At 68.9% G+C, this 26,097-nt stretch carries 20 protein-coding genes and 1 tRNA gene; 11 read left to right on the top strand and 10 right to left on the bottom strand.

The window, feature by feature from the left end; all coding sequences use genetic code 11:
- Positions 1 to 575: 575 nt before the first annotated feature.
- Positions 576 to 1,601, bottom strand: a complete 1,026-nt coding sequence (locus tag ACYDAT_RS11770) for an isocitrate dehydrogenase (RefSeq protein WP_461450289.1) — start codon at positions 1,599 to 1,601, stop codon at positions 576 to 578.
- Between the two features lie 153 nt (positions 1,602 to 1,754).
- Between ACYDAT_RS11770 and ACYDAT_RS11775 the strand changes: the two genes are divergently transcribed.
- The 6 genes from ACYDAT_RS11775 to ACYDAT_RS11800 all read left to right on the top strand — a co-directional run bounded on the left by ACYDAT_RS11775 (position 1,755) and on the right by ACYDAT_RS11800 (position 7,390).
- Complete coding sequence (locus tag ACYDAT_RS11775) at positions 1,755 to 2,192, top strand: hypothetical protein (RefSeq protein ID WP_461439106.1); 438 nt, start codon at positions 1,755 to 1,757, stop codon at positions 2,190 to 2,192.
- Positions 2,189 to 2,770: a Maf family protein gene (locus ACYDAT_RS11780; RefSeq protein ID WP_461450291.1), complete on the top strand. Its 582-nt coding sequence runs from the start codon at positions 2,189 to 2,191 to the stop codon at positions 2,768 to 2,770. Before ACYDAT_RS11775 ends, ACYDAT_RS11780 begins: the two co-directional genes overlap by 4 nt.
- A gap of 97 nt (positions 2,771 to 2,867) precedes the next feature.
- Positions 2,868 to 3,812 (top strand): AAA family ATPase, encoded by a 945-nt coding sequence (locus ACYDAT_RS11785; RefSeq protein ID WP_461450293.1) that lies wholly within the window; start codon positions 2,868 to 2,870, stop codon positions 3,810 to 3,812.
- Positions 3,809 to 4,768: a DUF58 domain-containing protein gene (locus ACYDAT_RS11790; protein ID WP_461441903.1), complete on the top strand. Its 960-nt coding sequence runs from the start codon at positions 3,809 to 3,811 to the stop codon at positions 4,766 to 4,768. Before ACYDAT_RS11785 ends, ACYDAT_RS11790 begins: the two co-directional genes overlap by 4 nt.
- Entirely contained in the window at positions 4,765 to 6,711 is a 1,947-nt protein-coding gene (locus ACYDAT_RS11795; RefSeq protein WP_461450295.1) for a transglutaminase family protein, read from the top strand. Before ACYDAT_RS11790 ends, ACYDAT_RS11795 begins: the two co-directional genes overlap by 4 nt.
- 49 nt (positions 6,712 to 6,760) lie before the next feature.
- A complete protein-coding gene (locus ACYDAT_RS11800) occupies positions 6,761 to 7,390 on the top strand; it encodes a Slp family lipoprotein (RefSeq protein ID WP_461450297.1) in 630 nt (209 codons plus the stop codon).
- Positions 7,391 to 7,443: 53 nt separating this feature from the next.
- Here the strand turns inward: ACYDAT_RS11800 and ACYDAT_RS11805 are convergent, their stop codons facing one another.
- A complete protein-coding gene (locus ACYDAT_RS11805) occupies positions 7,444 to 7,767 on the bottom strand; it encodes a lipid-A-disaccharide synthase N-terminal domain-containing protein (RefSeq protein ID WP_461439112.1) in 324 nt (107 codons plus the stop codon).
- Positions 7,768 to 7,888: 121 nt separating this feature from the next.
- Between ACYDAT_RS11805 and ACYDAT_RS11810 the strand changes: the two genes are divergently transcribed.
- Positions 7,889 to 9,709: an SLC13 family permease gene (locus ACYDAT_RS11810; RefSeq protein ID WP_461450299.1), complete on the top strand. Its 1,821-nt coding sequence runs from the start codon at positions 7,889 to 7,891 to the stop codon at positions 9,707 to 9,709.
- Positions 9,710 to 9,752: 43 nt separating this feature from the next.
- Here ACYDAT_RS11810 and ACYDAT_RS11815 read toward each other — a convergent pair whose 3' ends face one another.
- Complete coding sequence (locus ACYDAT_RS11815) at positions 9,753 to 12,983, bottom strand: WD40/YVTN/BNR-like repeat-containing protein (RefSeq protein ID WP_461450301.1); 3,231 nt, start codon at positions 12,981 to 12,983, stop codon at positions 9,753 to 9,755.
- A 219-nt stretch (positions 12,984 to 13,202) separates the two neighbouring features.
- On the opposite strand from ACYDAT_RS11815, the gene ACYDAT_RS11820 reads away from it, so the two are divergent.
- The gene (locus tag ACYDAT_RS11820; RefSeq protein ID WP_461450303.1) at positions 13,203 to 13,715 is read left to right on the top strand and encodes a mismatch-specific DNA-glycosylase; all 513 of its coding nucleotides are present in this window, start codon (positions 13,203 to 13,205) and stop codon (positions 13,713 to 13,715) included.
- Between the two features lie 57 nt (positions 13,716 to 13,772).
- Positions 13,773 to 15,359 carry an amidase gene (locus ACYDAT_RS11825; RefSeq protein WP_461450305.1) on the top strand — a complete coding sequence of 529 codons (1,587 nt, stop codon included), beginning with the start codon at positions 13,773 to 13,775 and terminating at the stop codon, positions 15,357 to 15,359.
- A 180-nt stretch (positions 15,360 to 15,539) separates the two neighbouring features.
- On the opposite strand, the gene ACYDAT_RS11830 is transcribed toward ACYDAT_RS11825, so the two are convergent.
- From ACYDAT_RS11830 to ACYDAT_RS11855, 6 genes are all read right to left on the bottom strand, one after another.
- Positions 15,540 to 15,632: transfer RNA gene (locus ACYDAT_RS11830), tRNA-Ser, on the bottom strand.
- Positions 15,633 to 15,730: 98 nt separating this feature from the next.
- Entirely contained in the window at positions 15,731 to 15,925 is a 195-nt protein-coding gene (csrA, locus tag ACYDAT_RS11835; protein WP_081129139.1) for a carbon storage regulator CsrA, read from the bottom strand.
- A 225-nt stretch (positions 15,926 to 16,150) separates the two neighbouring features.
- Positions 16,151 to 18,796 (bottom strand): alanine--tRNA ligase, encoded by a 2,646-nt coding sequence (gene alaS / locus ACYDAT_RS11840; protein ID WP_461450307.1) that lies wholly within the window; start codon positions 18,794 to 18,796, stop codon positions 16,151 to 16,153.
- A 55-nt stretch (positions 18,797 to 18,851) separates the two neighbouring features.
- Entirely contained in the window at positions 18,852 to 19,343 is a 492-nt protein-coding gene (locus tag ACYDAT_RS11845; protein ID WP_461439118.1) for a regulatory protein RecX, read from the bottom strand.
- A 50-nt stretch (positions 19,344 to 19,393) separates the two neighbouring features.
- On the bottom strand, positions 19,394 to 20,419 hold the full coding sequence (gene recA / locus ACYDAT_RS11850) for a recombinase RecA (RefSeq protein WP_461439119.1): 1,026 nt from the start codon (positions 20,417 to 20,419) through the stop codon (positions 19,394 to 19,396).
- Positions 20,420 to 20,534: 115 nt separating this feature from the next.
- On the bottom strand, positions 20,535 to 21,044 hold the full coding sequence (locus tag ACYDAT_RS11855; protein WP_461439120.1) for a CinA family protein: 510 nt from the start codon (positions 21,042 to 21,044) through the stop codon (positions 20,535 to 20,537).
- 245 nt (positions 21,045 to 21,289) lie between these two features.
- Here ACYDAT_RS11855 and ACYDAT_RS11860 point away from each other — a divergent pair, with 245 nt between their 5' ends.
- Both ACYDAT_RS11860 and mutS read left to right on the top strand, forming a co-directional pair.
- Complete coding sequence (locus tag ACYDAT_RS11860; protein ID WP_461441895.1) at positions 21,290 to 22,633, top strand: DEAD/DEAH box helicase; 1,344 nt, start codon at positions 21,290 to 21,292, stop codon at positions 22,631 to 22,633.
- Positions 22,634 to 22,705: 72 nt separating this feature from the next.
- Complete coding sequence (mutS, locus tag ACYDAT_RS11865; protein WP_461450309.1) at positions 22,706 to 25,285, top strand: DNA mismatch repair protein MutS; 2,580 nt, start codon at positions 22,706 to 22,708, stop codon at positions 25,283 to 25,285.
- Positions 25,286 to 25,296: 11 nt separating this feature from the next.
- On the opposite strand, the gene ACYDAT_RS11870 is transcribed toward mutS, so the two are convergent.
- Positions 25,297 to 25,683: a hypothetical protein gene (locus tag ACYDAT_RS11870; protein ID WP_461450311.1), complete on the bottom strand. Its 387-nt coding sequence runs from the start codon at positions 25,681 to 25,683 to the stop codon at positions 25,297 to 25,299.
- Positions 25,684 to 26,097 lie beyond the last annotated feature (414 nt).

Consider the following 26,097-nt stretch of genomic DNA (forward strand, 5'->3'; position numbering starts at 1 on the left):
CTCAGGCCAACGCTATGAAAATCAAGGACAACGTCAAAGGCAACTGCGACAGCGCGGGCACAGCGAGCGCGCTTGCAGCGCACTTGATTTTCATCCCCCTTCGGCAGCGGCGGGACTGCGCGGGGAAAGCCCGCAGGGTGAGCGCGAGGGGTGAGGCAGCCACTGCTGCCGAACGCCCGCAACACGATGTTGCGGGCCGGGCGATCCGGCCCGTGCAGGATGCACAGGCCGAGATCGCGCTCACGCGCCGCAGGCCAGGGATGGCCATCGGCGCGCCCCGCGCAGACACGCGCACCCGCGCAGCGGGCGCTGCTGTCAGGGTCGGTTTTCTTTGGTTCCTTTCTTTGCCGAGCACTGCGTCGCAGGAGCGGCGCGAACCGCGTAGCGGGCCCCGCAGGGGCGGAGGGCAGGATGCCCGAAGTAAAGAAAGGAACCCGCGCCGCGGCAGCGGCACGGAACAGGACAACCTTGCCAGGCGCCACGCAAGAACAACCGTTCACGCGCAACGCGCGCTCAGGCAAGTGCGTACCCCAAGCCGCGCCATGCGCCAATCAATCGGCAAAGCGCGCCGGAATTCAGGCCGCCGCGCGCGTCTGCAGGCGTTCGATCAGCGCATCGGCGAAGCGCTCGGTGCTACCGCTGCCACCCAGATCCGGGGTCATGCGCGGGTCGGCCGCCGCCAGCGTCGCGCGAATCGCCGCGCGCACGCGCGTGCCCTGCGCCACCATGTCGAGATGATCGAGCATGTCCGCCGCGGCCAGCAGCAACGCGCACGGGTTGGCGATGCCCTTGCCGGCGATGTCCGGCGCCGAGCCGTGCACGGCCTCGAAAATCGCCGCGCCGCTGCCGATGTTGGCGCCCGGCGCCAGGCCCAGGCCACCGACCAGACCCGCGCACAGATCCGACAAAATATCGCCGAACAGATTGGTGGTCACGATCATGTCGAACAGCTCTGGGCGCATCACCAACTGCATGCAGGTGTTGTCCACGATCAGCTCGTTGCAGGTGATCTCGGGGTACTCCCTGGCGATTTCGCGCGCCACGTTGAGGAACAGGCCCGAGGTGGTCTTCATGATGTTGGCCTTGTGCACCACGGTGATCTTCTTGCGGCCCTTGCGCCGCGCCAGTTCGAAGGCGTAGCGCACGATGCGCTCCGAGCCGCGACGCGTGATGCGGATGATCGACTGCGCGGTTTCGCCGTCGGCGGACACGGTCTGGCCCTCGCTGAGGTAGGCGCCCTCGGTGTTCTCGCGCACGGTGAGGATATTGATGTCGCTGAAGCGCGCCTTGGTGTTGGGAAAGCTGATCGCCGGGCGCACGTTGGCATACAGGTCGAAGCGCCGGCGCAGTTCGACATTGAGCGACGAGAACCCGCCGCCGATGGGCGTGGTCAGCGGCCCCTTCAGGGCCACGCCGCAGGCGCTGATGGCGTCCAGCGTCGCCTGCGGCAGCAGCTCGCCCTGCGCTTCCAGCGCTGCCATGCCGGCCTCGGCGAATCGATAGTCAAGACCGCAACGCAAGCTGTCGAGCACACGCAGCGTGGCCTGCATGATCTCCGGGCCGATGCCGTCGCCGCGGATCACCGCGATGGTCTTGCTCATGGGATACACCTCGGGGCACGCATGCGCCCGCACAGCCGGCAATTATCGGCGAGGGCGGCAGCCGCGCTCAAGGCGCGATCGCAGCGGCGCACAGCGCGGGTTTACCCGCGCCGGTGGCTGCGGCAGACTCGCGGCTCATCGAGGAGGCCGCGCGTGTCGTCATCCAGCATCCTGCTTGCCATCGCCGGCGCGGTCTTGCTGCTCGGGCTTGGCGCCGTGTTGCAACTGCTGCGGCTGCGCCGCCGCGGCGCGCTGCTGCAGGATTTGCATGCGCTGGCCGATGCGCAGGAAACCGCGTTGCGCGCGCTGCGCACGCAACTGGCCTCGGCGCATGCCGAAATCATCACGCTCACCGATCAGCCCACGCCGCATGCCGACGAGGCCGCGTTCGCCGCCGCGCTGCGCGAGCAACTGGCGCATCGCCTGTGGCTGCGCGATCACGCCGCGCGCGCGCCGCTGCCCGAGCTGCGCAAGGCGCTGCGCGATTGGCGCAACAGCGCGCGCGCGCTCAGCGATGATGCCGCCGCGCTGCGCGCCGCGCAGCACGCACTGGCCCGCGCCAGTCGTCAAGGCATCTCCCCCGCCCCATGAATCGCACCCTGATCCTCGCTTCGACCTCGGCTTATCGCGCCGCGCTGCTGCGCCGCCTGGGCCGCGATTTTCTGCAAATCGCCCCGGATTGCGACGAGCGCGCCCTGCCCGGCGAGCCGGTGGCGGCGCAAGCGCAGCGGCTGGCCGCGAGCAAGGCCGCGAGCGTGGCCGCGCGCCATCCCGATGCGCTGGTGCTGGGCTCGGATCAACTCGCCGAACGCGACGGTCAGCCGGTGGGCAAACCCGGCACGCACGCCGCCGCGCGCGCCCAGCTCGCCGCCGCCAGCGGACGCACGCTGCGGTTTCATACCGCGTGGTGCCTGATCGACGTGGCATCCGGCCAGCGCTGGCAGGGCTGCGATCTGACCCGCGCGCGGTTGCGCATGCTGGATGCCGCGAGCATCGAACGCTACCTCGAACGCGAGCGCCCCTACGACTGCGCCGGCAGCTTCAAGAGCGAAGGTCTGGGCATCGCCCTGTTCGAGCGCATCGACAGCAGCGACCCCACGGCGCTGATCGGCCTGCCGCTGATCGCGGTGGCGGCGGCGCTGCGCGCGGCGGGGCTGGACGTACCCTGAGAGCGCCGCGGCGCGCGGCTCATCACGCAACGCACACCCAGCCCGCGCGCAGCGACGGCTACACTCGAAACGTCATCATCGCATCCGGTTTGCCGCCATGCCCGATTCCAGCCCGCGCCCGCACCGTGAACCGCTCGCTCGACTGCCGCAGGCGCTGGCGCAGGTCAATGCGCTGGTGCTGGGCAAATCACACACCGTGCGGCTCGGCTTCGCCTGTCTGCTGGCCGGCGGACATCTGCTGCTGGAAGACATTCCCGGCGTCGGCAAGACCACGCTGGCGCACGCGTTGGCGGCGACCTGCGGGCTGGGCTTCCAGCGCGTGCAGTTCACCAGCGACCTGACCCCCACGGACATCATCGGCGTCGGCATCTACGAGCACGAGCAGCGCCAGTTCAAATTTCATCCCGGGCCGCTGTTCACCGAGCTGCTGCTGGCCGACGAGATCAATCGTGGCACGCCCAAGGTACAAAGCGCGCTGCTCGAGGCCATGGCCGAGGGTCAGGTGAGCGTCGAGGGCGAAACACGCGCGCTGCCCTCCGTGTTCACCGTGATCGCCACGCAGAACCCGCTGGATCTGGCCGGCACCTTCCCGCTGCCGGATTCGCAACTGGACCGGTTTCTGATGCGACTCAGCCTGGGCTATCCCGACGCCATGGCCGAGCGCGCGCTGCTGACTGGCAGTGAGCGTCGCGCGCTGCTGCGCGAAACCACGGCCGTGCTCGATGCGCCCGACCTGCTGGCGCTGCGCGTGCGCGTGCGCGCGGTCAGCGCCAGCCCCGCCGTGCTCGATTATCTGCAGGCACTGCTGGCGGCCAGCCGCGATCACGCCGATATTCGCGTCGGCCTGTCGCCGCGCGCCGGGCTGGCGCTGCTGGCCGCGGCGCGCGCATGGGCACTGCTCGGCGGACGCACTTACGTGATGCCCGAGGACGTGCAGGCCGTATTCATCGCGGTGGCCGCGCATCGCCTGCAGCCGCAGCGCAATACCGAGCGTGCGGCGCTAGCCAGCGTGCTGCTGGCCGAGGTCAGCGTGCGCGCATGAGCCTGCTGGCGTCGCTGCGCGCGCGCGTCACGCGTCGTCACCCCAGCCTGCTGCGCCAGCGTCCGCGCGAGGCGCTGCCGATCGAGCTCGACCAGCGCCGCATCTACGTGTTGCCCACGGCCTTCGGCATCGGCTTTGGCGCCATGCTCATCGTCATGCTGCTGGGCGCGCTCAACTACAACAACAACGCCGCGCTGCTGCTGACCTGTCTGCTCGGCGCGGCCTGCGCGCAAAGCATGTACGGCGCGTTTCGCGCCCTGCACGGGCTGCGTCTGGAAGCGATCCGCGCCGATCATGCCGAGGCCGGACAGGCGCTGCGCGTGGAACTGCGTTTCACCGCGCCGCGGCGCGCGCACGCCGGCCTGTGTCTGCACGTCGGCGCCGCGGCGCACGATTTCAGCGTCGCGGCCGGCGCCGCGCTGAACCTGCCGATCAGCCTGCACAGCGAGCGCCGCGGCTGGATGGAACTGCCGGCGCTCAAGCTCAGCAGCACCTGGCCATTTGGTCTGTTTCGCGCGTGGAGCTGGCTGCGTCCGGATACGCGCGTGCTGGTGTACCCGGCGCGCGAGGCCGTCGGGCCGCCACCAGCGGGCACCGGCGCGGAGTCCACGCCGGCGCCGCGCAGCCACGAGCTGGGCGAGGATTACGCCGGGCTGCGTGCCTACCAGCCCGGCGATTCGCCGCGACGCATCGCCTGGAAGGCCAGCGCGCGCAACGCCACCCTGCTGCTGCGCCTGCACGAACCGCCCGATGCGCAGGCGTTGTGGCATCTGCAATGGAGCGTGCTGCGCGGGCTCGATCACGAAACCCGCATCATGCGTCTGGCGCGCTGGGTGGATGAAGCGCATCGCGGCGGCCAGCGCTGGCAGTTGGACCTGCCCGCGCAAAGCCTCGGCCCCGATGCCGGCAGCGCGCACTACCACGCCTGCATGAGCGCGCTGGCGCTGCTGCCATGAGGGCCGCGTCACCGCGCCCCGACACGCGCAGCTTCGGTCTGCTGAGCCTGACCGTGGCCGCCACGCTGGTGCTGCACGCCGCGCACCTGCCGCTGTGGCTGAGCCCGCCGCTGGCGTTGCTGCTGCTCTTGCGCTGGGTCGGATTTCGCCGCGGCCGGCGCTTTCCCGCGCTACTGCGCTACGCGCTGGTGCTGGCGTTGCCGCTGGGCGTGATCGCCAGCTACGGCACGCTGTTCGGGCGTCTGCCCGGCGCCGCGCTGGCGGTGGGGCTGCTGGTGCTCAAGCTCACCGAAACCGAGACCCGCCGCGACGTGCATATCGCCGTGGCCGTGGCCGCATTCACGCTGATGAGCGCGCTGCTGTTCGGACAATCGCTGCTGCACACGCTGCTGGTGTGCGCGGTGCTGTGGCCGGCGCTGGCGACCTTGCTGGCGTTGCAGCCCAGCGCTGGCGACACGCGTGCGATCCTGAAAACCGCCGCGTTGCGCCTGGCCGCGGCGCTGCCGGTGACGCTGATCGCGTTCGTGCTGATCCCGCGCCTGGCCACGCCGCTGTGGGGCGCGCCGGGCATGCAACAGGCGCGCACCGGCATCAGCGCGAGCATGTCGCCGGGCGCCATCGGCCAGTTGCTGGTCGACGACAGCCCGGCTTTTCGCGTCGGCTTCGACGGCCCGATTCCGCCGCGCAGCGCGCGCTATTTCCGCGCCGTGGTGCTGTGGCATTTCGACGGCCGCACGTGGACACCCGGACGCGCCGCGCAACATCTGCCGCTGGAACCGGTGCAGGCGCTGGGGCCAGCGCTGCGCTACACGATCAGCATGGAAGCCACGCGGCAAACCCTGCTGCCGGCGCTGGACATGCCGCTGCAGGCGCCCACCGGCACGCGTTTCACCGCCGAGCGCACGCTGCTGGCGGACAAGCCCGTCGATCACGGCCTGCGTTACACGCTCGACTCGGCCACGACATACCGGCTGCAGGCACGGCTCAGCGCGCGCGAACGCGCGCTGGCGCTGCAACTGCCGGCGAATGACGATCCGCGCACGCGCGCGCTGGCCGCGCGCTGGCGTGCGCGCTACGGCGACGACGCGCCGGCGATCATCACCGCCGCGCTGCGCCGCTTTCACGACGACGGCTACCGCTACACACTGATGCCGCCACCGCTGGGGCGCCAGCAGATCGACGATTTCCTGTTCGACACACGCGCCGGATTCTGCGAGCACTACGCCTCGGCGTTCGTGTTTCTGATGCGCGCCGCGGGCATTCCGGCGCGCGTGGTGGCCGGCTATCAGGGCGGTTACGCCAACCGCGTCGCCGATTACCTGCTGGTGCGTCAGGCCGATGCCCACGCCTGGGCCGAGGTGCGGCTGCGCGGGCGCGGCTGGGTGCGCGTCGATCCGACCGCCGCGGTGCGCCCGGACCGCATCAGCCTGGGCGCCATCGCCGCCGCGCAGGGCGCCGGCGCGCGCTGGTATCAGGCCGGTTGGCTGGTGGGCCTGCGCGACCGCATCGATGTGCTCAACCGGATGTGGGATCAGACCGTGGTCGGCTTCAACGCGCTGCGCCAGCGCGGCCTGCTGTCGCGCTTCGGCGTCGATCCGCAGCGCTGGCAATCGGTGGCGCTGGCGCTGGGCGGCGCGCTCGCGGTGGTGCTGGCGCTGGGTCTGGCGCTGGCTTTGCGCGAACCGGTCGCGGCGCGCGACGCGTTGGGTCGCGGCTTCGATCGCCTCGAACGGCGCCTGGCCCGACGCGGCCACCGACGCCAGCCGGGCGAGGCCCCGGCGCAATTCATGGAACGCATCGCCAGCAACTTGCCCGCGGCGCACGCGGCGATGCTGCGCGAGCTGTCAACCGAATTCGTGCGGCTGCGTTACGCTTGCACGCAACCTGTATCCCGCTTAGCTGTACGTGATTGGACGCGACGCGCGCGGGAATTTGAACCGTGAGTCGTGATCAAATGAGCGTTGCCGGAGATACTCACCTCGTGAGGCCATCATGAATACGCGACTGTTGAAACCCATTGCCGTTGCCCTCGGTACCGCGCTGCTCGCATCCTGCGCCACGGTGCCCAAGGATCTGGCCGGCCAGTACGCCAAGATCACCCCGCAGCAAGCCAGCAATGGCGGCGTTTCAGGCACCCCGGTGCGCTGGGGCGGCACGATCATCCAGACCGAGCCCAGCCACGCCGACACCTGCTTCTACGTGCTCGGCAAGCCGCTGGCCAGCAACGACGCGCGACCCGAGTCCATGCGTGATTCGATCGGCCGCTTCGTCGCCTGCAAGCGCGGCTTCTACGATCCCGAGGTTTACGCCAAGGGCCGCGAGATCACGGTCAGCGGCATGCTGCAAGGCGTGATCACGCGCAAGGTCGGCGGCTACGAGTACCCGTATCCACGCGTCCAGGCCAACGTGGTGCATTTGTGGCCGTTGCGCGTGGCCTACAACCGCGGCTATTACAACAACGGCTATTACAACAACGGCTGGAACGATCCGTTCTGGGGCATGGGTTGGGGCGGGCCGTGGGGCTACGATCCGTTCTGGTATGCGCCGGGGCCGGTGGTGATCGTGCGCCCGGTAGGGCCGCCGCCACCACCACCACCACCACCACCACCACCGAAGGGCTGAAACAGCACACTTCATCCACAAAACCGCAGCTTCCGGGCTGCGGTTTTTTGCATTCAACCGTCGGCCGGCGGCGTATCCGTGTGCTGGCGCCGCGCGCGGTATTCGACCCACAGGTTGTAGCTGGCGATGAACGCCGGGAAAGCGTTTTGCAGGATGCCGACCGAATCATTCTTGCCGAACACGAAATAGCTCAGCGTCATCAGGCTGCCGACGATCGACATCCACCAGAATGCCACCGGCATGTGCACGCGGCGGCGCTTGCGCGTGGTGTACATCTGCACGAACCAGCGCCCGGTGAACAGCAGCGTGCCACCGTAGCCGATCAGCTTCCACGGCGTGATGACCAGCCCCCAGGCCTGAAAAATGATTTGATCCATCGCCGCGTTCCGCCTGCACAGAAAGCGCGATTCTAGCCAGCGGCGGGGCAAGCCTGCGCGCGCCGCCGTGACGCCCTGCCAAGCGGCAGGCTTGCCAGCAGCCCATCGAGTTCGCATAGTCATGGGCCGCCCGGCCATGGCCGCCATGACCCCCGCGATCACTCTGTTCCTGATCATCCTCGCTGGCGCGCTGGCGCTGTTGGTCAGCGGGCGCGTGCGTATCGATCTGGCCGCATTGCTGGTGATCGTGGCGCTGGCGTTGAGCGGGCTGCTGCCGGTGCGCGAGGCGCTGGCCGGGTTTTCCAGCGAGGCGGCGATCATCACCGCCAGCGTGTTCGTGATCTCGGCGGGGCTCGCGGCCACCGGCCTGGCCGATCGCGTCGGCGGCTGGATCGGCGCGCTGGCTGGCGCCAGCGAGTGGCGCACGCTGCTGGTGGTGATGCCGATGGTGGCGCTGGTGGCCGCGTTCACGCATCAGTTGCTGGTGGTGGCGATGATGCTGCCGGTGCTGCTGCATCTGGCGCGCGCGCGTGGACTCTCGCCTTCGCGCCTGTTGATGCCGATGGCCTTCGCGGCCTCGCTGGGCACCACGCTGACGGTGCTGGGCGCACCGGCTTTTCTGCTCACCTCCAGCCTGCTGCATCAGAGTGGGCAGGCGCAACTGGGGCTGTTTTCGATCCTGCCGCTGGGACTGGCGCTGACCGCGCTGGGCACGCTGTACATGCTGCTGCTGCGCCGGCTGCTGCCGCGCCGCACTGGGCTGGATGCGGATACGCCGCTGGGCGGTCTGGGGCGTTACTTCACCGAGATCACCCTGCCGGCCGGCTCGCGTTGGGTGGGCCGCGCCATGGAGGAGTTTCTGGCGCAGTACGGCTCGCATCTGCAGGTGGCCGACTGGCTGCGCGATGGCGTGTCGCTGCCGCGCCCCTTCCTGCCGCTGGTGCTGCTGGAAGGCGACGTGCTGCTGGTACAGGCCAGCCCCGAGGAAATCGCCAGCTTCGTGACACAGCCGGATCTGGTGCTGCATGCCGTGGCGCAGGCCGGCGAGGCGCTGCCGCGCGGCCTCAACGCGCGCGCGCAGGGCCAGGCGCGACTGTTTCAGGCGATGCTGGCGCCGCAGTCGGCGCTGCTCGGCCAGACCCTGGCCGGGGTGGACTTTCCGGCGCGCTTCGGGGTGATCGCGGTGGGGCTGTGGCGGCGCGACGGCTGGTTCAATGGCGAACTGGCGCAAACGCAACTGCAGGCCGGCGACCTGCTGGTGTTGTGGGGTGCGCCCGAGCGCTTCCGCAACATTGCCGAATACCGCGGTTTTCTCACCCTGAGCCCATTCCAGGCCGATGCGCGCCAGCGCCACAAGGCGCGCACCGCGCTGATCATTCTCGCGCTGTCGGTGATCGCCGCGGGCAGCGGCCTGCTGGCACCGGCGCTGGCGTTCATGGGCGGCGCGTTGGCGATGATGCTCAGCGGCTGCGTGCCGGCCGATCAGGGCTATCGTGCCATCGACCTGCGCCCGTTCCTGATGATCGCCGCGGCCATTCCGCTGGGCGTGGCCATGGAGCGCAGCGGCACCGCCGCGTGGCTGGCGCAGGGGCTCGGCTATTTCGCGCAAGGCTATACGCCGTTCGCGGTGCTGCTGCTGCTGTTCGCCGCCGCCGCGCTGCTGACGCAGTTGCTGTCCGACACCGCCACCGCGGCGCTGCTGGTGCCGGTGGCGATCGCGTTTTCCGATGCGGCCGCGGTCAGCCCGACCGCCGCCGCGGTGACGGTGACCACCGGCGCGGTGGCCGCGTTCCTGACCCCGATCGGCCACCACGGCAGCCTGCTGGTGCTGCGCGCCGGCAACTACCGCTTCAGCGATTTCCTGCTGCTGGGCCTGCCGCTGACCGTGCTGATCGGCGTGGTCACGGCGTGGATCGCGCCGCGCTTGTTTCCGCTGCTGTGAGCGCGCGCGGCGCGGAGTCACGCGCCGCGTGCACAAGTCTGCATCACGGCAAATCGGCGCCCTCCGGGCCGGGCGTCACACGCACCGATGCCGCCGACGGCACGCTGAGTGGCTGCAGTTGCGCGGATTGCAGCGCCGCGTTCAGCGCCCGCAGCGGGCCTTGCTGCGCCTGCGTCCATGCGGCATCCGTGGCCGCGATCGCGGCACTGGCCTGCGCGTACACGGCGCGCTGCGCGGCGGTGGGCGCGCGGTCGGCGGCGTTGGCATCGGTGGCCAGCGCGGCCAGCTCGGCGTTGGCGCGCACGTAGCGCGCTTGCAGCGCGGCGCCGTGCGGCGGCGCCAGCGCATCACGCAGGCTGCGCGACGCGGCTTGCGCGGCGGCGTGGCCGGCGAGCTTGGGCTGCAGCGCGTCGAGTTCACGCTGCAACGCCTGCACCTGTCCGGCGCCCGCATAGGAACGCGCCAGCGCGCCGCCCAGTTGCTGCTGGAAATCGAACAACTGCGTCAGCGCGGCCGGGGTGGCGTGCACGCGCGGATCCTCGGTCACCAGCAGGTTACGGCGCAGCGTGCTGCCATCGGCCTGCAATTCCACGGTGTAGCGCCCCGGCAGTACCCGCGGCCCGCGCGGCTCGAGCGGGGTGTCGCGTCCCCACACCGCGGCGATGCTGTAGCTGTAACGAATCGCCTGCGGGCGCGGCAGGCGCAGATCCCACACGAAGCGATGCATGCCGGGCGTGGCTTGCAGTCGCGGCGCGGGTTTGATCCAGCCGGCGGCGAAGTAACGATCGGCAGGCAGTACCGGCGCCTGGGCGTCGCTGACGAAGCGCCGCAGCACATGGCCTTGCGCATCCAGCACGCTCAGCGTCACCGGGCCTTGCGTGTGCGCCCCCAGCCAGTAATCGATGACCGCGCCATTGGGCGGGTTGTGGCCGATCGGCGTTTCCGGCGGCAGCGGCGTGTCCTTGTTGTTGTTCGCGTGCAGGCGCACCGCGACCGCGGGCGCGAACAGGTGCGCGGGCTGCTGCGCGACGCCGGCGGTCACCTCGCGCAAGGGCGTGATGTCATCCAGCACCCAGATCGCGCGCCCCTGCGTGCCGGCGATCAGATCGTTGCCGTGCACCAGCAGATCGCGTACCCACGCGGTGGGCAGGTTGTACTGCAGCGGCTGCCACGCGCCGCCATCATCGAAACTCACGTACACCCCGGCATCGGTGCCGGCATACAGCAGCCCGGGCCTGACCGGATCGGCGCGCAGCACGGTGACGTAATGACCCGCCGGCAGTCCGTGCGTGATCGCCTGCCATGTCTTGCCGCCATCCTCGGTGCGGAAGGCATACGGTGTGTCGTTGCCATCGCGGTGATCGTCCACCGCCAGATAGGCCACGTCCGGATTGCCGGCCGCGACATCGATGCTGTCGATGCGCGCCCACAGCGGCACGCCCCTGGGCGTCACGTTGCTCCAGTGCGCACCGCCATCGTGGGTGACCTCGACCACGCCCGAGTCGCTGCCGGTCCAGATCGTGTTCGGATCGGAAGGCGCCAGCGCGATGCTGTAGATCACGCCATAACCGCAGGCGCGTGCATGCGCCAGAGCGCCGGTGTGCGCGCAGCCCGTGGTGCCGGCCACGGCGCCGGTGAGATCGGGGCTGATCACCTGCCAGTGCGCGCCCTCATCCATGCTGCGGAACAGCACCTGCGCACCCACGTAAATCGGATACGGCGCCTGCTGGCCGATGGCCAGCGGCGTGATCCACGTATAGCGATACTTCACCGTGCCCGGGCGCGCGCCGTAGCTCATCACCGGCCACGGCGAGACGTTCTGCACCTGCCCGGTGCGCCCGTCCCAGCGCGACACGCGCCCACCCAGACCGGTGCCGAACACGATGTGCGGATCGGGCGGATACGGCACGTCGTAATCGCGCTCGTCACCACCCACCGGATGCCAGTCGCGGAAGCTGAGCGCGCCGTAGTCGCTGGCGCTGGCGATGGCCACGGTGCCGCTGTCCTGCTGCCCGGAATAAATCCAGTACGGAAAGCGATTGTCCGCGGCCAGGTGATAGAACTGCCCGGTCGGCTGGTTGTACCAGCTCGACCAGGTCTTGCCGCCATCCAGCGTGACCACCGCGCCCTGATCGCTGGCCACGATGCGGTCATCGGGATGCAGCGGATTGATCCACACGTAGTGGTAATCATCGCCACCGGGCGAGCCCTTGACGACGTGGAAGGTCTTGCCGCCATCGGTCGATTCGCGCACCGATTGGCCGGTAGTGAACACGGTATCGGGCTGACCCGGCATCACCGTGAGCCGGCTGAAGTACCAGTTGGCCGCCTGCGTGTGCGCGTTCACCCGCCGCCAGTGCGCGCCACCGTCGTCCGAGCGCCACAAGCCGGTGGCCGCGGCGTCGTTGCCGCCATCGATCGTGGCATAGATGCGCGTGCCGGCCGCGGTGTCGGTCACCGCCAGGCCGATGCGCCCCAGCGGCGCCGTGGGCCAGCCCTGCCCGCCCAGCTTGTGCCAGTGCAGGCCGGCGTCGTGCGAGACATAAATCGCGCTGCCCGTGCCGACGATGGGCTTGAAATAGCTCAGCCACGGGTAGTTGCGGATGCTCCACAGCGCCGCGTACAGCGTGTCGGGATGCGCCGGATCGGCGGCCAGATCCACGCCGCCGGTGCTGTCGTTGACGAACAGCACGTGTTGCCAGGTCTTGCCGCCGTCGCTGCTGCGGTAAATGCCGCGCGCGTTGCTGGGGCCGAACACCTTGCCCAGTGCCGCGACCACGACCTCGTCGGGATTCTTGGGCGCGACCCAGATCGCGCCGATATGGCGCGTGGCGGCCAGGCCGATGTGCGTCCACTGCTGCCCGCCATCATCCGAGCGGTACATGCCGTCACCCGCGGCGATGTCGTAGCGCGGCGCCACCTGGCCGCTGCCCGCATAAATCACCTGCGGATTCGATGGCGCGAGGGCGATGGCGCCGATCGAGGCCGCGCCGATGTGGTTGCTCAACGGCCGCCAGGTACGCCCGGCATCTTCTGTGCGCCAGACGCCGCCACCGGCGGTGCCGATGTAGTACACGTCGGGCTGCGTCGGAATACCCACGCCCATCGTCGCCCAGCCGCCGCGGAACGGGCCGAGCAGGCGCCAGTGCAGTTGCGGCATCAGCGTGGTCGGCAGCGCGCTGGCGGCAGCCGCGGCCGCCAGCGGCAACACGGATGCGAGCAGAATCAGCAGCAGCGCGGCGCGGCGCGGCGCGCGTGGGGCGAGTATGGACATGAAATATTCCCCTCGGAATCGAAAGTGCCTGGTGATTCGACCGTGGAGCGGCGCAACAAGTTCGCGGAAACATCTCGAAAATCTTGTCGAGCTGCCTTGCGCGGCATGGATGCCACGTCGCACCCATCGAGCAAGTGGTGCGCCACGGGCGAAAAGATCCGGCCATGTGGAAAAGTCATGATGGCGTCTTTCAAGTTTCAAGCCTGCGAGGATACGAAGGTGCAATCCCATCCCCGCCCGCACGTGTTGCCCGATGTGCTGCGTCCGCGCCTCGGCATGGTGTTCTGCGGCACCGCGCCCAGCCGCGCCTCGGCCGCCGCGGGCGCGTACTACGCCAATCCGGGCAATTATTTCTGGCGCACGCTGGCGGCGACGGGGCTGATTCCGGAACCATTGGCCGCTGGAGAATTCCGGCGTCTGCCCGAGTTCGGCATCGGCTTGACCGATCTGGCCAAGCACCACAGCGGCAATGACGACGAACTGCCGCGCGATGCCTTCGATGCGCGCGCGCTCAAGCGCAAGATCGCGCGCCACGCGCCACGCCTGCTGGCCTTCACCAGCAAGAATGCCGCGCGGGCCGCGCTCGGTCACGCCGTCGATTACGGCGCGCAAACCGAGACCTGGGGCAGCACCGCGCTGTGGGTGCTGCCCTCGCCTTCCGGGCAGGCGCGGCGCTTCTGGAATGTGGCGCCATGGCAGGCGCTGGCGCAGGACTTCCGTGCGCTGCGCTGATGCGCGCGCGGTGCGCGCGGCGGTGGCATGATCGGAGCTTCTTCCGGAGGGGCTCTCATGCGCCACAAACTCGTTTCACTGCCGCTCACCCTGTTGGCCCTGATGCCGTTCGCCGCGGCGCAGAGCGCCGAAAAATCGCCGCAGCGCGCCACGCCGTTGTATGACGCCAGCATCGCCCGGATCGAAGCGCGCATGCGCGCCGGCACGCTGAGTTCGGTGCAGCTCACGCGGATGTTCCTCAAGCGCATCGCCGCCATCGACCGCGCCGGACCCAAGCTCAACAGCATCATCGAGTTGAACCCCGACGCGCTGCGCGAGGCGCGACGCATCGACGCCGAACGTCGCGCCGGCAAGCCGCTGGGATCGCTGGCCGGCATCCCGGTGCTGCTCAAGGACAACATCGACACCGGCGACAAGATGATGACCACGGCCGGCTCGCTGGCGCTGGTCGGCGCGCCCGCGGCCACCGATGCGCCGCTGGTGGCGCGCCTGCGCGCGGCCGGCGCGGTGATCCTGGGCAAGACCAATCTCAGCGAGTGGGCCAACTACCGCTCCAACCATTCCAGCTCGGGCTGGAGCGGGCGCGGCGGACTCACGCGCAATCCCTACGTGCTGGATCGCACCGCCTGCGGCTCCAGCTCGGGATCGGCGGTGGCGGTATCGGCGGGGCTGACCACGGTTGCCGTCGGCACCGAGACCGATGGTTCGCTGATCTGCCCTGGCTCGATGAACGGCATCGTCGCGATCAAACCCACGCTGGGCCTGATCTCGCGCACCGGCATCGTGCCCATCGCGCACAGCCAGGACACCGCCGGGCCGATGGCGCGCGACGTCGCCGACGCCGCCGCGCTGCTCACCGTCATGGCCGGCAGCGATCCCGCCGACCCGGCCACGCGGAATGCGAATCTGCACAAGGTCGATTACACGAAGTTTCTGCAAGCCGATGGACTCAAGGGCAAGCGCATCGGCGTGGTGCGCGCCTTCGCCGACGGCAATCCCGCCGTGCTGCGCGTGCTGGATGCGGCCGTGGCCGCGCTGCGCAAGGCCGGTGCGATCGTGATCGACCCGGTCGTTATTCCCCATGTCGATGATTACGGCAAGGACGAAAATCTGACGCTGTCCTACGAGTTCAAGGCCGATCTGAACGCGTATCTGGCCACGCGCCATGGCATTCCGGTGAAAACCCTGGCCGATGTGATCGCCTTCAACAAGGCCCACGCCGCGCAGGAGATGCCCTGGTTCGGGCAGAGCCTGATGATCGAGTCCGAGGCGCGCGGCCCACTCACCGATCCGCGGTACCTCAAGGCGCTGGCCGCGGCCAAGCGCCTGTCCGGCCCCGAAGGCATCGATGCCGCGCTGAAAAAGGATCATCTGGACGCGCTGATGGCGCCCAGCAACAGCCCGGCGTGGGTGATCGATCTGGTCAACGGCGATCGCGGCGGGGTATCCAGCTCCAGCCCGGCCGCGGTGGCGGGTTATCCGGACATCACCGTGCCAGCCGGCTTTGTGCACGGCCTGCCGCTCGGGGTGAGCTTCTTCGGCGCCAAGTGGAGCGAGCCGACGCTAATCGAGATCGCCTACGGCTTCGAGCAGGCCACGCACGCGCGTCGCGATCCGCAGTTCCTGAAGCATGCTCCGCTCTGAAATCGATTTGCGAAACCGGGCGCCCTGCCGCGCCGCGGTTTGCAAGCAAACGGTCGCGGTGGAGCCGCGCCACCTTTGCCGGTTTGGCAAGCCGCTTCTGACTCGAGCCGCGATGCAAACCGCTCCGAATCGACCTGAGTTATCAAGCAAAAAGCCCTGAATAATCAGGGCTTCTTGACATGGCGGAGAGAGAGGGATTCGAACCCTCGATAGAGCTTTTGACCCTATACTCCCTTAGCAGGGGAGCCCCTTCGGCCTCTCGGGCATCTCTCCACGTCGCGTTGGCCTGCCGAGCACGCGGGCATCGCATCGGTCAAGCACGCAAGGATAACGGTTTGCCGCTGCGCGCGAAACCCTTGATGCGTGCTCGCTTACTCGCTCTTGGGCTCCAAACCCTCGGCCTGCTCGGCCTTGATGCGCTGGTAGATTTCCTCGCGGTGCACCGCGATGGTCTTGGGGGCATTGATGCCCAAGCGCACCTGATTGCCTTTGACCCCGAGCACGGTGACGGTCACTTCGTCACCGATCATCAGGGTTTCGCCGACCCGGCGGGTCAGTATCAACATGTTAGGGCTCCAATTTATCGTCGATGCTGTGGACTCCACCCTCACCCAGGCCTCGTCCACAAACATCTCGTGCGGTCACTGATACGTGCCGCTGCTGGTTTTGACGCGCGTCCCCGCAAGGCAACCTCCACGCGCGTCGATGCATACTAGCTGACGATTCCGCGTCGGGGCAACGCGCGGATACGCGGTGTGAAAGGGGTGCATCGCACTGACACTGCTTGCAGCTCAGGTGCCGGGGGCAAGTTGCGCGCCGACCCACGCGGCCACACCGCTCAACGCTCGATCCAGTTCAGGGCCGGCATTGCCACCGCCCTGCGCCATATCCACGCGTCCACCGCCCTTGCCGCCGATCTGGCGCGCGACGTGCGCCACCAGATCGCCGGCCTTGAGCCGCGCCTGCGCCGCGCCCTGCACGCCGGCCACGAGGCTGGCTTTGCCCCCGGCAGTGGAGGCCAACAGCACCGCGCAGTCGCCCAGCGACTGCTTGAGCCGGTCGAGCGCCTCGCGCAAGCCCTTGGCGTCAAGCCCGTCGATGCGCGCGGCGAGCACGCGGATGCCTGCGATGGTTTGCGCCTGCGCCAGCAAATCCTCGATCGCGGCACCGGTGGCCTTGGCCTTGAGCGAATCAATCTCGTGCTCCAGCTTGCGCTGGCGTTCCAGCAATGCTTCGAGGCGTGCGGTCACCTCGCCCTGCGCGCTGCCCAGCAGGCGCGCTACGGCATCCAGTCGCTGCTCTTCCTGTTCGATCCAGGCCAGCGCCGCGGCGCCGGTCAATGCCTCGATGCGGCGCACGCCGGCGGCCACGCCGGTTTCGGCGACGATCTTGAACATACCGATGTCGCCGGTGCGCGCCACGTGCGTGCCGCCACACAGCTCGGTGGACGCCTCGCCCAAGCGCAGCACGCGCACCTCGTCGCCGTATTTCTCGCCGAACAAGGCGATGGCGCCAGAATCCAGCGCCTGCTGGTAGGCCATGTGGCGAACTTCGGCGGCGTGGTTGGCACGGATCGCGGCGTTGACGCGGGTTTCGATCTCGGCGCGCTGCGCGGCGTTCAGCGGCGCGGTGTGCGAGTAATCAAAGCGCAGACGCTCCGGCGCCACCAGCGAGCCTTTCTGCTGCACGTGCGTGCCCAGCACCGCGCGCAGCGCGGCGTGCAGCAGATGCGTGGCGGAATGATTGAGCACGATGGCCTGGCGCCGTGCGGCGTCGACCACGGCACGCACGCTGTCGCCCGGCTTCAGCGCCGCGCGCCCATGCCAGTGCCCGCTATGGCCGTGAAAGCTGCCGCCGAGCTTGAGCGTCTGCTCGACCGCGAAGTGGCCATCCGCGTTATCGAGTACGCCGCTGTCGCCCACCTGACCACCAGACTCGGCGTAGAACGGCGTGCGCTCGAGGATCACCGTGGCGGCTTCGCCCGACGCGAGCTGCGCCAGCGCCACGCCCGCGCGCACGATGCCGACCACGCGACAAGCCGTCGCTTCCAGTGTCTCGTAGCCGATGAAAACCGTCGGCGCCAGCGTGCTGACCAACTCGGCCGGAAGCTGCCCCTTGGCCTCGAACTGGCTGGCGGCGCGCGCGCGTTCGCGCTGCGCGTTCATGGCCTGCTCGAAACCGGCCATGTCGACCGTCAAGCCACGCTCGCGCGCGATGTCGGCGGTGAGGTCCACCGGAAAGCCGTAGGTGTCGTAAAGACGAAATGCATCGCTGCCGGCGATCTGGCCGCTTTGCGCGCGCGCGGCGACCTCCTCGAACACCTTCATGCCGTGCTCCAGCGTTTCGCCGAAGCGCTGTTCCTCGGCGCGCAGTGCCTGTTCGACCGCGGCTTGCTGCTGCGCCAGTTCGGGATAGGCCGCGCCCATTTCCGCCACCAGCGGCGCCACCATCTTGCAGAAGAAATCACCGCGCACGCCGAGCATCCAGCCGTGACGCAGGGCGCGGCGGATGATCCGGCGCAGCACGTAGCCGCGGCCCTCGTTGGACGGCAACACGCCATCGACAATCAGAAACGCGCAGGCGCGGATGTGGTCGGCGATAACGCGCAACGATTTGTTCTCGATATCCGGCGTGGCGGTCAGCTCGGACGCGACGCGAATCAGGTGCTGGAACAGGTCGATCTCATAATTGGAGTGCTTGTGCTGCAGCACCGCGGCCAGGCGCTCCAGTCCCATGCCGGTGTCCACGCACGGCGCCGGCAGCGGCGCCAGCATGCCGTCGGGCTGGCGGTCGAATTGCATGAACACCAGGTTCCAGATTTCGATGTAGCGGTCGCCGTCTTCATCGGGCGAGCCGGGCGGGCCGCCGGCCACGCCGGGGCCGTGGTCGTAGAAGATCTCGGTGCAGGGCCCGCAGGGACCGGTGTCGGCCATCTGCCAGAAGTTGTCCGAGGCGTAGGGCGCGCCCTTGTTGTCGCCGATGCGCACGATGCGCGCGGCCGGCATGCCGATCTGCTGGTGCCAGATCGCGTAAGCCTCGTCGTCGTTGTGATAGACGGTCACCCACAGACGCTCCGGCGGCAGACCGAATTCGCGGGTGAGCAATTCCCAGGCCCAGGCGATGGCTTCCTTCTTGAAGTAGTCGCCGAACGACCAGTTGCCCAGCATCTCGAAGAAGGTGTGGTGACGCGCGGTGTAGCCCACCGCATCCAGATCGTTGTGCTTGCCGCCGGCGCGCAGACAACGCTGCACGTCCGCGGCGCGCACGTAGCCGGGCTTCTCGCTGCCCAGGAACACGTTCTTGAACTGCACCATGCCCGAGTTGGTGAACAGCAGGGTCGGATCGTTGCCCGGCACCAGCGTGGCGGAGGGCACGATGCTGTGCCCGCGCGCGCGGAAGAACTCGAGGAAACGGCTGCGGATTTCGGCGGTTTTCATGCGCGGCAAGTGGGCTCTGGGGCACGCCCCGAGTATGCGGCCCGGCGCGCGGGAATCAATCGTCGCCTGCGGCCGCCTCGTCGAGTTCGGTGCGGGTCACCGATCTTACCGTGGCCGCATCGAATCCGCGCCGCAGCAGGAACTGCGCGGCGCGCGCGCGGCCATCCGGCGTGTGCAGGCTGGCGCCGTAGCGACGTCGCAGCAGATCGCTGGCGGATTGCGCCCAATCCTGATTCAGACTGTCCAGCGCCGCCTGCGCACGCTGGCGCGCGATGCCCTGCGCGGCCAGCTCCATGCGAATGCGGCGCGGGCCATAACCCTGCATGGCACGACCACGCGCGAGCATCTCGGCATAGCGCGCATCCGATTGATAGTTTTGCGCGCTGAGCGCATCGAGCGCGGCTTCGGCTTCGGCGGAATCGTGGCCGCGCGCGGCGAGGCGCTGGCGCAGCTCGCGCTGCGAATACTCGCGCCGCGCCAGCAGATCGATGCCGCGCTGGTAGGCGCTGCGCGGTGTCGCGGTGGTTTTCTTGCGCATCGGCGGCATGGCAACGCCCGCGCCGCGCCCGGTCACAAGACCGGGTGCAGCAGGACGGATCAAGCCTCGGCGGTCTCGGCGTTGCCCTTGGCGGCAGGCTGCGGCAGCAGGCGCACGCGCAGCTCGGCCTCGAGTTCGGCGGCGATCTCCGGGTGCTCCTTGAGATACAGGCGCACGTTGTCCTTGCCCTGACCGATGCGCTCGCCCTTGTAGCTGTACCAGGCGCCGGACTTGTCGATGAGGTTGGCGGTGACGCCCATCTCGATGATTTCGCCGGCGCGCGAGATGCCCTCGCCGTAGAGGATCTCAAACTCGGCCTGGCGGAACGGCGGCGCGACCTTGTTCTTGACCACCTTGACGCGCGTCTCCGAACCGATCACCTCCTCGCCGCGTTTGACCGCGCCGATGCGACGGATATCCAGGCGCACCGAGGCGTAGAACTTCAGCGCGTTGCCGCCGGTGGTGGTCTCGGGGCTGCCGAACATCACCCCGATCTTCATGCGGATCTGGTTGATGAAGATCACCAGGCAATTGGAACGCTTGATGTTGGCGGTGAGTTTGCGCAGCGCCTGGCTCATCAGACGCGCGTGCAGGCCGACGTGCGAATCGCCCATCTCGCCTTCGATTTCGGCCTTGGGCGTGAGCGCGGCGACCGAATCGATCACCACGATATCGACCGCGTTGGAACGCACCAGCATGTCAGCGATTTCCAGCGCCTGCTCGCCGGTGTCGGGCTGGCTGACCAGCAGATCGTCGACATTGACGCCCAGCTTTTCGGCATAACTGGGATCGAGCGCGTGCTCGGCATCGACGAAGGCCGCGGTGCCGCCGCCGCGCTGCACGTTGGCGATCACCTGCAGGGTCAGCGTGGTCTTGCCCGAGGACTCGGGACCGTAGATCTCGACCACGCGGCCACGCGGCAGGCCGCCGATGCCCAGCGCGACGTCCAGCCCCAGCGAGCCGGTGGACACCGCCTCGATGACGTCGTCGGTGCGGTCGCCCATGCGCATGACCGCGCCCTTGCCGAACTGTTTTTCGATCTGGCTGAGCGCGGATGCGAGCGCGCGGCGCTTGTTGTCGTCCATCGGGATGGCCTCTGCGGTTGGGGTGGAGCGAGCTTGCCGGGTCGTCGTCTCAGCGACTGCGACGAGTCGATTATCCCACGCCGGGCGTAATGTGCTGCCGGCCATGCGCGCGCGCTTATGTCAGGATTTTCCGAATCCCGGCGAGGGCTTCGGCCACGGTCTGGCGACGCACCGCCTCGCGGTCACCGGCAAACTGGAACATCTGCGCGTGGGCGTAGCCGCCGCGCCGCTTCCAGCCGATCCACACCGTGCCCACGGGTTTGTTGGGGGTGCCGCCGCTGGGGCCGGCGATGCCGGTGACCGCCACCGCCACGCCGGCACCAAAGCGCGCCAACGCGCCGGAAACCATCTCCATCACCGTTTCCTGGCTGACCGCGCCAGTGCGCTCCAAGGTGCGCGGGTTGACCCCCAGCAGCGCCTCCTTGGCCTCGTAGCTATAGGCCACCACGCCGGCCTCGAACCACGCCGAGCTGCCGGCCAGATCGGTCAGCGTCTTGGCGACCCAGCCGCCGGTGCAGGACTCAGCGGTGACCAGCATCTGGCCGCGCGCCTGCAGCAGTTCGGCCACGGCCGCGGCGGAACGCTGCAATTGCGCATCATCCGGAACGGCAAGCACGGTGCCCATGCGCGACTCCTGCCAAAAAGCGAGCTTTCTACTCCGCGGACGCGCCGCTGAACAGAGCGCACTGCCGATTGCGGCGCAGCCCTGCTATGCTGCGCGGGCCGAATCGGTGTTCCAGTCTTCGATTCGCGCTCATTCTGATCTCCCCGTGTCGGCCACGCCGACTCGCCTCCGCTGCGGACTGGAGTTGCCTTGTGCGACGGCCGCGGACCCATGCCCGCCTGTGCGGGCGACGAAGGCATCAATCCATGACGTTTGAACAATTCGGGCTCACCGAAGCCCTGGCGCGCGCCGTGCGCGAATCCGGCTACACCGTGCCCACGCCGATCCAGGCGCAGGCCATTCCGGTGGTGCTGGCTGGCGGCGATCTGCTGGCCGCCGCGCAAACCGGCACCGGCAAGACCGCTGCATTCACCTTGCCCATCCTGCAGCGCCTGCAGGGCACGGAAGCCCCACGCCGCGCCAACGGCCGCGTGCTGCCACGCGTGCTGGTGCTCACCCCCACGCGCGAACTGGCCGCGCAGGTTGCCGACAGCGTGCGCCGCTACGGCACGCACACCGCGATCCGCGCCATGGCCATGTTCGGCGGCGTCGGCATGCAGCCGCAGCTCGACGCGCTGACGCGCGGCGTGGACATCGTGGTGGCCACGCCGGGGCGCTTGCTCGATCACCTCGGGCGGCGCAGTCTCGATCTGTCCGCGATCGAAATCCTGGTGCTCGATGAAGCCGATCGCATGCTCGACATGGGCTTCATCCACGACATGAAGAAGATCTTCGCGGTGCTGCCCAAGGCGCGGCAGACGCTGCTGTTCTCGGCGACGTTCTCCGATGCCATCCGCGCGCTCACCGACAAGCTGCTGAAAAACCCGCAGCGCATCGATGTCGCGCCGCGCAACGCCACCGCCGCGACCGTGAGTCACACCATGCATCCAGTGCCGCAATCGCGCAAACGCGATCTGCTGGTGCAGTTGATCAATGACCAGCGCTGGATGCAGGCGCTGGTGTTCACGCGCACCAAGCACGGCGCCAACCGCCTGGTCACGCAGCTCGAAGCCTCCGGCATCCAGACGCTGGCGATCCACGGCAACAAGAGCCAGAACGCGCGTACCAAGGCGCTGGGCGATTTCAAGACCGGCAAGTTGCAAGTGCTGGTCGCCACCGATATCGCCGCGCGCGGCATCGACATCAGCGAACTGCCGGTGGTGGTCAACTATGAACTGCCCAACGTGCCCGAGGATTACGTGCACCGTATCGGCCGCACAGGCCGTGCTGGCTCGACCGGACGCGCCGTGTCGCTGGTGTGCAGCGAGGAAATGGGCTATCTGCGCGACATCGAGCGCCTGATCGGGCGCGGTATCGAACGCGTGCTGATCCCCGGCTTCGAAACCCCGGCGCGCGCCGAACCCAGCGCGCCCGTGCCGACGCGGCGTCACGCGCAGCCCGGCCACGCGCGCGGCAATCAAGCCAATCACGCCAGCCACGGCAAGCATGCGTCACATCTCGCGGCGCCCGCGGCCGCAGCGCCCCATCGCCGCAAACGCGGTGGCCGCGGTGGCAACGGCGGCGGCGGTGCAGGCCGCGCGATGCGCTAAGCAATACGCGCATGTCGGCGCAGCGTGCCGGCATGCGAAACTGCGCGATCACTCCCAGCCCTGCGCGCTGCAATGACCGCGGATGAACTCCAGCGCCACACCCCGCTGATGCGTCAGTACCTGACCGCCAAGGCCGCGTACCCGGACGTGCTGCTGCTGTTCCGCATGGGCGATTTTTACGAGCTGTTCCACGACGACGCGCGCAAGGCCGCGCGCCTGCTCGACATCACCCTGACCCAGCGCGGGCAGTCGGCCGGCGCGCCGATCCCCATGGCCGGCGTGCCGGTGCATGCGCTCGAGGGCTATCTGGCCAAGCTGCTGCGTCAGGGCGAATCGGTGGCGATCTGCGAGCAGATCGGCGATCCGGCGCTGGCCAAGGGTCTGGTCGAGCGCAAGGTGGTGCGCGTGGTCACTCCTGGCACGGTCAGCGACGAGGCTTTGCTGGACCAGCGCCGCGACACGCTGCTGCTGGCCATCGCGCCGGGCAAGTCGGGTTTCGGGCTGGCCTGGGCCGATGTCGCCGCCGGCCGATTGCGCGTCAACGAAGTCGCCGACGCGCAGGCGCTGGCCGCCGAGCTGGCGCGCCTGCAACCGGCCGAGATTCTGCTGCCCGAGGATTTTCCCCTGCCCGCCGAGGCGCGCGTCGAGGCAGCGGGGCTGCGCCAGCGCCCGCCCTGGCATTTCGACAGCAGCAGTGGACGCGACGCGTTGCTGCGCTTTTTCAGCGTGCGCGATCTGTCCGGGTTCGGCTGCGAAGCCCTGTCGCTGGCGTTGGGCGCAGCCGGCTGCCTGCTGACCTATCTCGACGACACGCAGCGCACGCAACTGCCGCACTTCGCCGCGCTGGCGCAGGAATCACCGGCCGACACGGTGCTGCTGGATGCCGCCACGCGCCGGCATCTGGAACTGGATCGAACGCGCGACGGAGCGAGCCTGCTGGGGGTGCTCGATGCCACGATCACGCCGATGGGTGGGCGCCTGCTGCGGCGCTGGTTGCAGCGCCCGCTGCGTGCGCGCCAGCCGTTGCAACTGCGCCAGCAGGCGCTCGGCGCACTGCTGGACAGCGGCCAGCATGCGCCGCTGCGCGAGGCGCTGCGCGCCATCGGCGATCTGGAGCGCATCCTCGCGCGCGTGGCACTGCGCTCGGCGCGACCGCGCGATCTGGCCACGCTGCGCGATGGGCTGCTGGCCGCGCCGGCGCTGCACACGCTGCTGCAGACGCTGGACAGCCCGCAGCTCGCCAGCCTGCTCGATGCGCTCGGCGAGCACGCCAGCACCACCGCGCGCCTGCAAGCCGCGCTGCATGCGCAGCCGCCCGCTCTGTTGCGCGACGGCGGCGTGATCGCACCCGGCTTCGATGCCGAGCTGGACGAACTGCGCCTGCTCAGCACCGACGCCGACCGTTTCCTGTCCGAGCTGGAAGCGCGCGAGCGCGCCGCCAGCGGCATCGCCACCCTGCGCGTGGCCTACAACCGCGTGCACGGCTACTACATCGAGATCAGCAAGGGTCAGGCCGACAAGGCGCCGGTGCACTACACGCGCCGGCAGACGGTGAAAGGCGCCGAGCGCTACATCACGCCCGAGTTGAAATCCTTCGAGGACAAGGTGCTCTCGGCGCGCGAGCGTGCGCTGATGCGCGAGCGCGCGCTGTACGAACAACTGCTGGATGCGCTCAACGCGCGGCTCGCACCGCTGCAGGCCGCCGCCGCGGCGCTGGCCGAGCTGGACGTGCTGGCGGCGTTGGCCGAGCGCGCCGAGGCGCTGGACTGGCGCTGTCCGGAACTGGTCGAGGAACCCGGCCTGCACATCGCGCGCGGGCGGCATCCGGTGGTCGAAGCCGCGCGCAGCGAACCGTTCGAGCCCAACGACCTGCACCTGGACCCGGCCCGCCGCATGCTGGTGATCACCGGCCCCAACATGGGCGGCAAGAGCACCTACATGCGCCAGGCCGCGCTGATCGTGCTGCTGGCGCACATCGGCAGCTATGTGCCAGCGACCAGCGCGCGCATCGGCCCCATCGACCGCATCTTCACCCGCATCGGCGCCGGCGATGATCTGGCGCGCGGGCAATCGACTTTCATGGTCGAGATGAGCGAAACCGCCAACATCCTGCACCACGCCACGCCGCACAGTCTGGTGCTGATGGACGAGATCGGGCGCGGCACGTCCACGTATGACGGCCTCGCGCTGGCGCGCGCCAGCGCGCTGCATCTGGCGCGCGTCAACCGCAGCTACACGCTGTTCGCCACGCATTATTTCGAGCTGACCGAACTGGCCAGCGCCGCGGACGGCATCGCCAACGTGCACCTGGATGCCGTCGAACACGGCGAGCAACTGGTGTTCCTGCACGCGGTCAAGGACGGCCCCGCCGACCGCAGCTACGGTCTCGCCGTGGCGGCGCTGGCTGGCATCCCCAAGCCGGTGCTGGCCGAGGCGCGGCGCACGCTGCTGGAACTGGAGCGCGTCGCGCGTCGCGGTGGCGAGGCTCCCGCGCAACCCGATCTGTTCGCCGCGCCCCCCGCCACACCACCCGCGCCGCAGGTGGATGAACTGCTCACCGCCCTGCGCGAGCTCGATCCCGACAGCCTCAGCCCGCGCGCCGCGCTGGAAGCGCTGTACCGCCTGCGCGCACTATTGCCGGCACCGGATTGAGCGACACGAGGTCATGCGTTCGTGACACTGTGGTGGCGGGCACGTGAAGGGCAAGTTTCGGCCCACAACGGCCGGTCGGCAGCCTCAGATGCATGCCGCAAAACAGTCCGCTGAGCATCACCGGAAGTTCGTTGGGCTAGCGGCATTGCCGGTGGGCGTGCGCGCAACGTGTAGGTCGCGGTATCGGCGGCGCTCGGTGGCGCCGGGGAGACGAGGGCATCGGTCTGACCACTGCGCAGGAACTGGCGCACACAGGCCCAATCGGTGGCGTCCACCCGCCAGCAGAAGTGGCGCTGGGTTTGGGTCAAGGCGGCGGCCAGCGCGTTGCTCGGGTAGCCGCGATCCAGGACCAGCAGATCGGTCTGCGGCTGGACGAGGTCGAGCGCCTCGAACAGCATCTGGAGCTCTAAGTCATCGGCGGCATGCAGGCTGGCTGGCGTGCAGGGTCAACTCCGCACCGGGCAGATAGAGCGCGAAGGCGTAATGATCGGCCTGACAGATCGGCGCCCGCGTGAGTGGATGCCTGCATGCGCGAGCCATCGCCAGCGGTACGCGTCGATCAGTGGCCGCGCCAGTGCGAGCAGGTGATCGTTACCAACGTCCGCATGCGTAGGTTCAGAGGCTGTCGGGTATCAAGGGTAAAACGCTTATTGCTGTCTGTGTGTCCCCATACGTCATCGGCTTCGCACTAGGGATGGTCTGAACAAGTCGCCAGCAAGTGTCCCGTCGTCGACTTGAGCGTTATGCACGTGCCAGGCGCACCGCAACACTCCATTTTGCACGTCCCGATGTCGACTTCACCGTTCTCTGCC

The organism is Metallibacterium sp., from assembly GCF_054637675.1.